This is a genomic window from Capnocytophaga sp. FDAARGOS_737 (assembly GCF_009730375.1).
GTDB lineage: Bacteria > Bacteroidota > Bacteroidia > Flavobacteriales > Flavobacteriaceae > Capnocytophaga > Capnocytophaga leadbetteri.
Genome location: NZ_CP046316.1, coordinates 1,829,048 through 1,843,223 on the forward strand (window position 1 = coordinate 1,829,048; position 14,176 = coordinate 1,843,223).

Below are 14,176 nucleotides of genomic sequence, written 5' to 3' on the forward strand. Positions count from 1 at the left end.
ATTAAGTTACCTTGTTTTGTTCTTTTTTTAAAACGTATGCCGAAATAAATATACTCACTTCGTATAACAACATTATTGGAATCGATACAATAATTTGACTTGTAACATCCGGAGGGGTAATGACAGCAGCTATTATCAGTACTACTATTACGGCGTGTTTGCGATATTTGCGCATAAAATCTGGATTTACTACCCCCAATTTTGTCAGAAAATAGATAACTATCGGAAGCTCAAATATTATGCCACACGAAATAACTGACGAACGCACTACTGAGATATACGAATCAATGTCTATTTGGTTTTTCACCTCTGGACTAACTGAGTACGAACCTAAAAAATTAACTGACAATGGAGTTATAAGGTAATAACCAAATAATACTCCTATGAAAAAAAGTATAGAAGCTATTAGTATAAAGCCTCGTGCTAACTTCCGTTCATTATCATATAGCCCCGGACTGATAAATCTCCATACTTCATAGAGAACATAAGGGAATGCTACTATTACTCCTGTCCAAATTGATGTCCAAATATGAGCCGAAAACTGACCCGCCATTGTTCTACTCTGAATAGTAAAAGGTAGGTGCTCTGCACAAAAATCACTCTCAAAATTAAACCAATGACCAACTTTGCAAAACATTTGATAAGTAAAAAAATCTCCGTTTTTTGGAGCAAAAAGAAGAGCAAAAATGTAGTCTTTAAACACAAAAGCAATCACGGCTACTACTAATACCGCTACAGCTGAGCGTATTATATGCCATCGAAGCTCCTCCAAATGGTCTAAAAAAGTCATTTCTCCTTCCGATACTTTCATCAGTTTTACGTATTAATATGGTTTTCTATTCGCTAATTAGCTAATCAACTTTTTCCGTTGCAAAGATAGTATTTTTTTCGTAACTATTCAAAAAGAGACTACCTGAAAAAGTTAAACTCATTAACTTTTTTTAGATAGTCTCTTTGTTTTTATTATAAAATAATGGGTATCATTACTAGTGGTTAGTCCATGCTTACGATTATGAACTCACTTCGACGGTTTGCTTGGTGTTCCTCATCTGTACAAGGCACTCCGTTAGAGCAACCGTTTACTAATTGAGTTTCTCCATAACCTTTAGCCGTCAAACGTTTGCGTTCTATACCTTGTTTTACTATCCATTCGAGGGTAGCTTTAGCACGGCGGTCAGAAAGTTTAAGGTTATATGAGTCAGCACCACGGCTATCAGTATGCGAACGTATATCAATCTTCATCTTCGGATTTTCACGCATTACTTCTACTATCTTAGCAAGCTCAACAGCTGCATCAGGTCTAATATCTGATTTATCTAAGTCAAAGTAAATTTCTTTGATATTTAATACTTTAGCTAAGTCAACATCTTTATCAATAGCAATTTCGCGTGGTTTAATCATAAATTCGTAGAATACATCTCCTTCTACACTCAAATCTACTTTTACCTCAGTTGTTACATAATCACCTATTTCAGCACGTAAGTAGTAGTAAAGGTCTTTACAGTCTACTTTCTCAAAGGCAAACGAACCATCTGCTTTTGTCTTTTGACGTGCCACCTCTTTCATAGTCTTATCTGAAAGAACTATTACTCCATCAGCTATTACATCATTTTTCTCAGAGTCTTTTAACACCCCTTTAATCATTTTTTCGCAGTCGAATACCAATGGTTTTTCTTCATAAAAACTATAGATATCATCTCTACCTTTTCCTCCTGGGCGATTAGAACTAAGGAATCCAACCTTAGTATCACTATCCATTACAAAGCAGAAATCATCATCAGCACTATTACCCGGTCTACCTATATTGATTGGTTTTGAAACAGTACCATTTTCATAGAATTTTACAGCAAAAATATCTAAGCCTCCTAAACCTGGTATACCGTCAGAAGAATAGTACAATACATTATTCTTAGAAATAAAAGGGAAAGACTCTCTACCTGGGGTATTAATTATATCTCCTAAATTTTCAGGAGTACCATATTGATTATCACCCAATATTTCTACTCTATAAATATCTGATTCCCCTAAGCTACCTTTCATATCTGAAGCAAAGTACAAAAACTTCTCATCTGGACTAAGAGCAGGATGTGCTATATTATAATCATCGCTATTAAAAGGAAGTTCTACTACATTTCCCCACTCACCATTACTATCCTTAGTAGCACGAAGTATCTTCAACAAAATAGTATTTTCAAAATCTGTACCTACCTTACGATTTACATAGTTATTACGAGTGAAATACATAGTATTACCATCTTTGGTAAAAACTGCTGTAGATTCATTAAAAGGAGTATTAACAGTAGTAGAAAAGAATTTCTTGTTAGAAAGATTCTGTTTATCACGATCTGCCATATACAAATCGTAATAACTTTCTCCTGTCCATTGCGAAACGCCTCCTTTTGAAGTTTTACCACTATTAGCAGCTGTAAACACTACTTTATCTCCATATAAGGCTGTACCATATTCTGAAAACTCTGTATTAATAGATACAGGATGCAGTTCTAACCTTCCTGAATTACCTTGAATAACCTCTTGATAATCCTTATTTTCCTCAAATAATACAGCACGAGTATCAGCATTACCTGTCAATTCAGCAAACTTATTCATCATTTTATCAGATTCGTCATACCTACCTACTGATTTCAAAGCTTGAGCATAACGGTAGTAATACTCAGGTTTTACATTATACTTCCCTTCCTCAAAAAGTTGTTCATACCATTGCAAAGCATTCTTATACTCTGCTTTATAGTAATAGGAGTTTCCCAAACTCTCGAGCATCTCCTGATTAACATAGCCTTGTTTAGCTATTTTTTCGTAGATTTTAATAGCATCAACATACGCAAAATTCTTGTACATCTCATTAGCTTTCTGCAGTTCGCGCTCGTGCTGCGCAAATAGCAGAGATGTAGTACATAAGAATGCTAATGTAAAATTTAAAAACTTCATATCTAATTAACAATTAATAATGTTAGCAATAAAAATAATTAGAAGAATCGAGGGGATACGATTTTCTTATAGGTTTTAACAAGTTCGTAACGCAAGAATATCTCGTGTGAACCTGAGTTGTATTTTGATAATTCGGTAGTTTCGTAGTCATAACCATAGCCTATAAACCAACGATCATTAGCTTGGAAGCCCGCCATTATACTAACTGCCGCATCCCAACGGTAAGCTGCCCCTATGACAAACTTTTCATTGAACATAAAGTTAAGCGAGCCATCTACTTGCAATGGTGCTCCAAAAGAAGCTTTAGTAAGTACTGCTGGCTTAAACTTCACATTATCTGATAGGTTAAACACATAACCCCCGATAAAATAGAAGTGTTGTGAATTTTTAAGCACTGATACCGATTGGTCTTTATAATGGGTAGTTTCTAACATATTAGGCACTGAGAAACCAAGGTAAAACTTATTAGTATACCAATATACTCCTGCCCCTATATTAGGAGAAAATACACTTTCAGTACCCGCTAAGGTAACATCGGTATTATCTTGTTTGCGCAACTCATCGTAGTCTATCTGAAACAAACTACCAGAGCCTACAAGTCCGAAAGCTAATTTAGAATTTTCAAAATTCAATGTATACGATACATCAACTGCTAATTCTGTTTGTTTTTGAGGCCCGATGCTCTCGCGGAAAATACTTCCTCCTAAGCCTACATTGCGTAGGTTTTCCATCGGTTGGTGATAGCTAATGCTACCATTAGTAGGTGCCCCTTTGATGCCTACCCATTGGGTACGAAACATACCAAAGAAACTTCCTACCTCGCGCGAACCAGTATAACCAGGATTGAACAGCATAGTGTTATACATATACTGTGTATACTGTGATTCTTGTTGTGCTAAAACTACTGTGCAAAAGAAAGTAGCAATTACTGAAAATAAGGCTTTTTTAATCATAGCTTCTATTTAATATGTGCAAAACAGCACCTTTCTTTAAATTACAAAATATAGTTAACCTAAAGGCTAAGCTATCGTAAGTCAAATTACGGTGCAAAGTTAGTAATTTTTTTCAATATAAAAAACAAAAATGAGAAAATTTGTTAACGAAAAAAGACTTTGCTAAAGGTCGTAGCACGACACGCTATGAACTTCGCAAAGTCTTTTATTCATTGTTAATTAACTTATTTATTAATTATTTAGTTTTTCTTCAAGTACAACCAACCGGTTTCGGTTTGTGTTTTATTATGTTCATCTACATATTCGATGATGTAATAATAAGTACCTTGTGGTAAGTTGTCTGAGGCTTCTAAGGTAGCACGAGCATCCGATACTCCTCTGAAAGCTTTAGTGGTATTATTATAACCGCTCATTTCAAAGACTTTCACTCCCCAACGGTTGTAAATTCTTACCGTGTTGTTAGGATAGTTTTCTATGCCTTCAATATGGAAGTGGTTATTCTTATCACTACCACCTATTGATACTCCGTTGTAGATGATCAACTCGCTGGTTACGCGTACACTTATAGTAGCGGTACGACAACCTGCCGCGTTGCACAAACTATACTCAAAGCTATCAGTACCCTTAAAGCCATTGTTTGGCGTATAAGTTATAGTACCATCACCATTGCTTACAGCAGTTCCGTTAGCTGGTTGCGATGGTATGCTTACCGTTACAGTTGTACTGCTAGTTACTCCTACTGTTACCGGTGTATTGATACGAGTATAAGCCGTTACATCGTTAGTATCTGGTGCCTCGGTTACAGTACCCGATACCGTGATAGTTACTACCCCTGTATCGCAGCTGGTAGGTGTAGCAGTCGTACATATCTTATAAGTAATCGTATAAGTACCTGATGGTGTACCTGCTGGTACGGTCACTACCCCTGTATTAGGATTAAGCGTTGGTACAGTAGCACCTGGTGCTTTAGGAGTAGCTGGTATTGTAACGGTAATGCTTACATTACCACCATTACCTGCTGTAGCCGATTGAGTACCTACCCTATCATTGGTCAATATATTGCCCGCTGTAGTGGTAGTAGTATCAGTGTATACCATATCATCAGGGGTTATCACTGGTACATTTGGTATAGTAATAACTACTGCCCCCGGAGTACAAGCTGTTGGAGTAGCTGTTGTACAAACATCGTAGGTTATAGTATAAATACCTGGTGGTGTACCTGCTGGTATAGTTACCCTTCCGTTGTTAGCATCCAAACTTGGCACTACAGTTCCGGTAGGTGTACTAGTAATATTGATTACCACATTACCACCTGTACCTGTTGTAGCCGACTGGGTACCTACTGTATCATCATCTAATATACTTGGTGTTGTAACAGTAGCGGTGCCGGTATAGGTAAAGGCATTAGGCGTTACCACTGGCACATTGCCCACTGCTATAGTAGCAACGCTTGTTACGCAATGATCAGGATTCAACACTTCGCACACAGTATAAGTAACGGTATGTATACCTGTCGGTGTACCTGCTGGTACTCTGAAACCACCTGAAGTAGTAGTTTGAATACCTACTGGCAGATTGCCAAAAGTAATCGTTACTGACTGACTGCTTGGCGTATGTCCGTCTATAGTTATTGTTTCTAACACACTGCTAGTAGTTCCACCTACAGTAGCATCAGGAATAGTATAAGTGCGCGGTGTTACGCTAAGGTTTGGCGTACCTATCACTAAAGTAGTGCTATAAGTATGACAGTTATTATTAGCATTAAGGGTTTCACATACTGTATAATAGATAGTAGTGTTAGTAGCTGGTGTTCCTGGTGCTACTACCAACTGTCCGTTAGTATTGCTAGTTACTCCTGCAGGCAAGCCACTGAAAGTAATCGTTACCGACTGACTGTTAGCTGGCTGTCCGTTAAGGCTAACCCCTGTTAGTACTGAATTGGTAGTGGTACCACCTTGTGCGCCGTTGGCTACTGTTAGGGTAGTAACCGGAGTAACGGTTAATACGCCACCACCTATAGTGATAGTGCTAGTTACTGTAGTACAGTGACCGCTGTTAAGTGCCTCGCAGATAGTATAACTTACTGTATAAGTACCTGCTGGGGTGTTAGGAGCCACATTCACAGTACCGTCGTTATTACCTGTTGCTCGCGGTGGCAGACTATTCCAAGTAATAGACACTGTATTAGGAGCAGGATTGCTGTTGCCATTAAGCACTACTCCTGTCAACACACTTGGTGTAGAAGTGCCGCCAATAGTACCATTAGGCACTGTTATAGGAGTAGGAACTACTATCATATTGCCATTTCCTACTATAATAGTACTAGTTACTGTCTTACAGTTATTGTTTTGATTCAAACGTTCGCAAACAGTATAGCTTACGGTATAAGTACCTGCTGGCGTATTCGCTGGAACAGTAACAGTACCGCTGTTAGTACCTGTAAATCCTGGTGGCAAGCTGTTCCAAGTGATGGTTACCGAGTTAGTATTTACAGGGTTACCATTAATAGTTACTCCTGTCAATACATTATTTACTGAAGTACCTCCTGTAGCGCCATTTGCCACTATCAATTGAGTTGGTGTTACGGTCATATTACCACCTCCTATAGTAATTTGCGAAGTAACTGATTGACAGTTGCTGTTGCCATTGAGGCTTTCGCAAACAGTATAGCTAATTGTATAAGTACCCGCTGGGGTATTAGGGGCGATAGTTACCGTACCGCTCGCATTACCCGTAGCATTTGGTGGCAAACTGTTCCAAGTGATGGTTACTGAAGCCGTATTCACCGGATTACCATTTATCTTCACGCCAGTAAGTACTGTGCCGGTAGTAGTACCGCCTTGTGTACCGTTAGGGTGTGTTAAAGTAGTTGGTGTTACAGTCATATTACCTCCACCTATGGTAATTTGCGAAGTAACTGATTGACAGTTGCTGTTGCTATTGAGGCGTTCGCAAACAGTATAGCTAATGGTGTAAGTACCTGCTGGGGTATTAGGTGCGATAGTTACCGTACCGCTGGCATTACCCGTAGCATTTGGTGGCAAGCTGTTCCAAGTGATAGTTACTGAAGCCGTATTCACCGGATTACCATTTATCTTCACGCCTATAAGTACTGTGCCGGTAGTTGTACCACCTTGTGTACCGTTAGGGTGTGTTAAAGTGGTTGGCGTTACAGTCATATTACCACCTCCTATGATAATTTGCGAAGTAACTGACTGGCAGTTGCTGTTACCGTTAAGGCGTTCGCAAACAGTATAGCTAATGGTATAAGTACCTGCTGGGGTATTAGGGGCGATGGTTACTGTACCACTCGCATTACCCGTAGCATTTGGTGGCAAGCTATTCCAAGTGATGGTTACTGAAGCCGTATTCACCGGATTACCATTTATCTTCACGCCGGTTAGTACTGTGCCGGTAGTTGTACCGCCTTGTGTACCGTTAGGGTGTGTTAAAGTAGTTGGTGTTACAGTCATATTACCACCTCCTATAGTAATTTGCGAAGTAACTGATTGACAGTTGCTGTTGCCGTTGAGGCTTTCGCAAACAGTATAGCTAATTGTGTAAGTACCTGCTGAGGTATTAGGGGCGATAGTTACCGTACCGCTCGCATTACCCGTAGCATTTGGTGGCAAAGTATTCCAAGTGATGGTTACTGAAGCCGTATTCACCGGATTACCATTTATCTTCACGCCGGTAAGTACTGTGCCGGTAGTTGTACCGCCTTGTGTACCGTTAGGGTGTGTTAAATTAGTTGGCGTTACTGTTAAGCTACCAGTACCGATTACCAATGTACTTGTTACGGTGTGGCAATTAGTTGGGTTCAGCTTTTCGCATACTTTGTAAGTAATAGTATGAGTACCTGCTGGTGTACCTGCTGGTATTACAAGCTGACCGTTAGTATTAGTGGTTACCCCTGCTGGCAGACCGCTAAAGCTTATCGTTACCGAATTAGTATTGGTTACCGTTGCTCCGTTTAGGGTGATACCTGTAAGTACGCTGCTAGTAGTACCGCCGCTTATACCATTAGGGACTGTAAGCGGTGTTACTGGTGTTACTGTCAAGCTACCAGTACCGATTACCAAAGTACTTGTTACGGTGTGGCAATTAGTTGGGTTCAGCTTTTCGCATACTTTGTAAGTAATAGTATGTGTACCTGCTGGAGTGCCCGCTGGTATTACAAGCTGACCGTTAGTATTAGTGGTTACCCCTGCTGGCAGACCGCTAAAGCTTATCGTTACCGAATTAGTATTGGTTACCGTTGCTCCGTTTAGGGTGATACCTGTAAGTACGCTGCTAGTAGTACCGCCGCTTATACCATTAGGGACTGTAAGTGGCGTTACTGGCGTTACTGTCAAGCTACCAGTACCGATTACCAAAGTACTTGTTACTATATGGCAATTAGTTGGATTAAGCTTTTCGCATACTTTGTAAGTAATAGTATGTGTACCTGCTGGAGTGCCCGCTGGTATTACAAGCTGACCGTTAGTATTAGTGGTTACACCTGCTGGCAGACCGCTAAAGCTGATGGTTACCGAATTAGTATTGGTTACCGTTGTGCCATTTAGGGTGATACCTGTAAGTACGCTACTTGTAGTACCGCCGCTTATACCATTAGGAACTGTAAGTGGGGTTACTGGTGTTACTGTTAAGCTACCGGTACCGATTACCAATGTACTTGTTACTGTCTGGCAATTAGTTGGATTAAGTTTCTCACATACTTTATAAGTAACAAGAGTGCTAGTAGCTGGGGTGCCTGCTGGTATCACGATACGTCCTTGTGTATCAGTAGTTACTCCTGTTGGCAGACCGCTAAAGCTGATGGTTACCGAATTAGTATTGGTTACAGTTGCTCCGTTTAGGGTGATACCTGTAAGTACGCTGCTAGTAGTACCGCCGCTTATACCATTAGGAACTGTAAGCGGTGTTACAGGTGTTACTGTTAAGCTACCAGTACCGATTACCAATGTACTTGTTACGGTGTGGCAATTAGTTGGGTTCAGCTTTTCGCATACTTTGTAAGTAATAGTATGAGTACCTGCTGGAGTGCCCGCTGGTATTACAAGCTGACCGTTAGTATTAGTGGTTACTCCTGTTGGCAAGCCGCTAAAGCTGATGGTTACCGAATTAGTATTGGTTACCGTTGCACCGTTTAGGGTGATACCTGTAAGTACGCTGCTAGTAGTGCCGCCGCTTATACCATTAGGAACTGTAAGCGGTGTTACAGGTGTTACTGTTAAGCTACCGGTACCGATTACCAAGGTACTTGTTACGGTGTGGCAATTAGTTGGGTTCAGCTTTTCGCATACTTTGTAAGTAATAGTATGAGTACCTGCTGGAGTGCCCGCTGGTATTACAAGCTGACCGTTAGTATTAGTGGTTACCCCTGCTGGCAGACCGCTAAAGGTTATCGTTACTGAGTTAGTATTCGTTACTACATTACCGTTGAGTCTTACTCCGGTAAGTACGCTGCTAGTAGTACCTCCTGTTATACCATTAGGTACAGTAAGTGGCGTTACTGGCGTTACTGTTAAGCTACCGGTACCGATTACCAAGGTACTAGTTACTGTCTTGCAGTTGTTATTACCTGCGGTTTCGCATACTCTATAAGTAATAGTATGAGAGCCTGCACGGGTGTTAGGCGCTACTATCAGACGACCACCAGTAGTGCTGGTTACGCCTGTTGGCAAGCCGCTAAAGGTTATCGTTACTGAGTTCGTGCTCGGACTTGCTACGCCACCCAACGTGATGTTAGGCACTACACTGCTGGTAGTACCACCCAATGCCCCATTAGGTACGCTAAGGGTAGTTGGCGTAACGGTAAGCGTCATAGTAGCGAAGCTGATAACACGTGTAGCCGTTACTACATTACCAAAAGGATCGGTAGTGCTAAAGGTTACGGTTACTGCCCCGCCAGTTACATTACATAGGTTAGCAGGAGCTACATAGTTATGCGTTACAGTAGCGGTACCACAAGTGCTTGTAGCGGTAGCTGAAGCTATCCAGCTGCTGATAGTAGCCGAAGCCGTTGGCGCACTACATATCACGCTTAAGTTCGCTGGCAAGGTAAGCGTTGGTGTTGCTACATCACCCTTAGTAAGGGTAGCGGTTACTGAAGTAGTACAAGGGGCTATAACTTGGGTTACCTTAATATCGTCCATAGCCATATCGTGACCGCCAGACTCAGGGTTCACCATACTCACTACTACGTATACCGATGAGCGCGCCCCTACTTCTGTAGCGGTTAGGCTCACACTTTCTTGCTTCCAAGCATTGGGATTATTTGCATTACGAGGAATTTCATTAGAAATAAAATTCTTTAGTGGTGTTGAATTATTTTCATAATCTGTTTTATTTTTATAGACTGTTAATTGTACCTTCGGATTATTACCAGGAGTTATAAGCAAGTTATAGAAATAAGCAGAAAAAGTAAGTGCTTGGTTAGGCAATACGTTTACCTCACGAGCATAAATAGTTTGCAAAGTGCTCGGTGATGGATTCACAAAGAATATCCTACCATTTGTATTACCTGTATGGTCATTAGGAGTGCGCCAAACACTACTAAAAATATTTACAAGAAGGTTATGAGATATAGTATATTCACCTTCATTCAAGTCACTACCAGAGTGAGGTTTCGATTGCCCGTTAGCATTATAAACTGTATAGTTTGCATTTATATTTTCGTCGAAATACAGATTCTTACCTGTATATGGGCTCTTCACTGCGTGAGTAGGCGTTGTACCTACACCGAAATCTTCATTAAGCAAGGTAATAGTATTGCTTACTGCTTGATAGCTTACGCTAACTGTATAAGTTCGCTCTAAATCTAAACCTGTAAAGGTAGCGGTTGTACTAGTATAAGTAGTGCTACCCAAAGTATAAGTATAAGTAAAGCCAGTAGTAGCCGTTGGGGTTACGGTTAGAACTCCCTTACCTGTCGCACAATCATAAGTTTTGCTAACTGTAAAGGCAGGTATATCTTGCCCATTAGCTGTTACTATTTGCGTAGTACTTACTACCTGACCACAAGCCTTTGGTACTTGATATACAGTGATATCGTCTATACAGAAATCATTTCCCCAAGCATGTGAAGATGAACCGTTAGAACGGAATTCAATAGTAAATTCGGTGTGAGTACCTGAGTTAAATGTTCCTTCATATTTATGCCAGTTATTAAGCCCTGCACCACAGATAGAGTTAGGAACCTCTCCCGTATTTTTAGAAGCTATCACAGTATTATCATTTGCTACTAATACTACGCGAATATTAGGCTTAATCGCATTTTGAGAACCTCCCATTTTTTCATCTTCACGGAATAAGTTCAAAATAAAGAACTCCCATTTTATTTCAGAATTAGGAGCTATTCCTGTTACTTTCTTTTTATAGAACACATCACCATCAGAAAGAACTGCTTGCGCATTTGTTAAGAAGAAGCGTCCTTGTGTATCTGTACCTCCTGAAGTATGATCAGGGACAGGTACCCACACGTGATTTGGAGCGCAAGTTAATGACAACATACTTTTTCCATGCCCAGCACCACCTGCCATAGGAGTATAAGTAGCATTATATTGAGTAGGATTAGTTACTTCATAAGCTCCCACTCCTAATCCAAAAGGCATCGGTGTTGTTGTTGCTGGTAAACTTGTTCTTGGTCCACTACCAAAAGTCTCTTTCAATAGCATCACTGGTGAGGGCGCATTTCTGTACTCATATTGTACACTTACTGAGTGTGTACCACTTGCTACATTAGTATATACATAAGTAGTAGTATAAGCTGCTCCATCTAAACTATAAAGGTATTTAAGCGCAGGGTCTGGGTTTTCTACACCTATATTAAGGATAGCCTTACCATCGCAGCCGTAGAATACCTCTGTTTTGATAGTAGGTTGCGCCAACGCTGCTGGTACCGTTACACTCATATCAAACGGACAACCGTGAGTAGCAGCATCGCGTACTGAAACCGTGCGTGTACCTGCAGGTAACCAACTAGTATTAGAAGCCGTCCAAGTTATACCGTCAAAACTGTATTCGTAATTACCGCTACCGCCTTCTACATTGGCGATAGTTACTTCAGCCAAAGAAGCCTTGGCTCCTGTACCGCAACCTATTAGTTTGGTAACCCCTGCAAAGGCACTGGTTACTGAAGTATTAATAGTAGTCGTAAAATCTTTAGTACATTCCGCTAACTGTTGGGTTACAACAATGTCATCAACAGCTATATCATTACAGCCTCCTAAGGCAGACAAGTCTAATACAAAGTACAGAGAAGTATTAGCTCCTACTTCTGCTGCTGACAAACTTACTGTAAGGTACTTCCAATCACTAGGAGTTGCAGAAAGAGGTAAAGATATAGACTGAGATTTTATTGGTGTAAGATTTGCTAGGAAAGCAGCTTTATTAGGATAAAAGCGTACCCGCACCTGTGTTCCAGGTGTATTACAAGGGCTGGGTGCTGTAGTCTTTAGCAAATTGAAAATAGCTGCCGAAAAGTCTAACCTCTTGTTAGGCAATACGCTTATAGGGCGCATATAAAATGCAGGATTAGGAGTACTTAGGTCTATAATCAATTTCCTACCATTAGTAGTACCTGAGGCATCGGTAGGTGTATGCCAAAGAAAGGCAAGACTTGGAGGTATATTAACACTGATAGCGTATTCTCCATCAACTGTTCGATCTATATGAGCACTATTATCCTTAGCATCTCCTTTACCATTATAAATAGTAGTAGCCCCATTCATCGACTCAAAATAATATTCAGGGTTTACATAACTATTAGCAGTTGGATTTGCTCCTACACCAAAATCTTCATTTACAAGAGTAACTACTGAAGCTACCGGTTTGTAATGTACTTTAAAGGTATGAGTACTACCCATTGCTAAACCTGTAAACACATTGCTGTTTTGTAGCGCTCCTCCGTCCATTTGGTATTGATAGGTAAAGAGCGAAGAGGTAGGCGTTACCACCAAATTAAGAGTGTTATTAGACAGGCTACAGTTGCTAAGGTTTGCTGAGATTGTAGGCATTTGCAGCGTAGTAACACTTACTGTTGTAGACACTTCTTGCCCGCAAGTTTGAGGCATTTGCCATACTTTTATATCGTCAATAGCGTAGTCATTACCCCAGCCGTGAGCAGAGGAACCATCAGAACGAAATTCAATTGTAAATTCTGTATAACTTCCTGAGTTAAGAGAACCTTGATATTTATGCCAATTGTTCATTCCTGCCCCACAAAGTGAGTTAGGCACTTCACCTGTTGATATTTCTGGAGATATAACATTTCCTAAATTATCTACCAATCGAACTTTAAACTTGGGTTTAATAGCATCAAGTCCTGAAGCATGAATCTTTTTATCTTCTTGAAACAAATTCAATACGTAAAACTCATATCTAATTTCTGAATTAGGTGAAATATCCTTTACTTTTTTCTTATAGATCAGATCTCCATCAGGAGTAAGCGTTTTTGCATTGGTAACAAAAAAACGCCCTTGTGGGTCTGTCCCATTAGAAGTATGGTCAGGCACAGGCACCCAAACCCCTGTCCCTGGACAAGTAAGATTAACAACACTTATAGTATTAATATAAGCTGAATTATTTATTTCATAATCTCCTTCTAAAACTGTAATCCCCCCATAATGTAAATCAGTTACTCCTGCTGGCAAACTAGTTTTTGACCCACTACCAAATGTCTCCTCCAATAGCATCATAGGTGAGGGAATCGTAGTATCTTCATACTTTACTGTAATAGTATGAGTACCCGTACTTACATTCTGAAAAAGGTATTTTTCTGAAAAAGTAGGCGCATTATCTAATTTAAAGAGATAACGATAAGAAGGCTGTGGGTTTTGCACCCCTATCTTTAGGGTAGGTCGCCCATCACAATCATAAAAAATCTCCTTTGTAATCACAGGTGCTACCGAAGAGGTAGGCACTTTCACTTGCATAACAGTACTAAGTATACCATTATTATCTTTTATCCATACGTTATGGATACCTACGGGCAGCCAACCTACGTTGCTCGTTTGCCACCCACCGCTACCAAATTTATATTGGTAAGGTGCTGTACCTCCTGTTACATTAGTAACACTTACTTCTGCCTTATTAGCATTAGTCCCGCTACCGCAACCAATAAGCTTAGTTACGCCAGCAAATCCTTTTACTTGCGCCTTTATTGGCACAGAGGCAAAAAAGAAAAACGCTAATAGCCACAAGGGCAATAACTGCATTGTTAGATTCTTTTTCATTATTTTTTCTATTGTTTTACTTATGATTTTTTAAAATGA

4 protein-coding genes are annotated in these 14,176 nt (G+C 40.1%); all 4 read right to left on the reverse strand.

Features of this window, described 5'->3' with window-relative positions; all coding sequences use genetic code 11:
- Window position 1: 1 nt before the first annotated feature.
- Window positions 2-811, reverse strand: a complete 810-nt coding sequence (gene tatC, locus FOC45_RS08275; RefSeq protein WP_009391142.1) for a twin-arginine translocase subunit TatC — start codon at window positions 809-811, stop codon at window positions 2-4.
- A gap of 182 nt (window positions 812-993) precedes the next feature.
- Entirely contained in the window at window positions 994-2,946 is a 1,953-nt protein-coding gene (locus tag FOC45_RS08280; protein ID WP_009391141.1) for an OmpA family protein, read from the reverse strand.
- A gap of 38 nt (window positions 2,947-2,984) precedes the next feature.
- Entirely contained in the window at window positions 2,985-3,899 is a 915-nt protein-coding gene (locus FOC45_RS08285; protein WP_009391139.1) for a type IX secretion system membrane protein PorP/SprF, read from the reverse strand.
- A gap of 239 nt (window positions 3,900-4,138) precedes the next feature.
- The gene (locus tag FOC45_RS08290) at window positions 4,139-14,137 is read right to left on the reverse strand and encodes a gliding motility-associated C-terminal domain-containing protein (protein WP_155846652.1); all 9,999 of its coding nucleotides are present in this window, start codon (window positions 14,135-14,137) and stop codon (window positions 4,139-4,141) included.
- Between the last annotated feature and the right edge of the window lie 39 nt (window positions 14,138-14,176).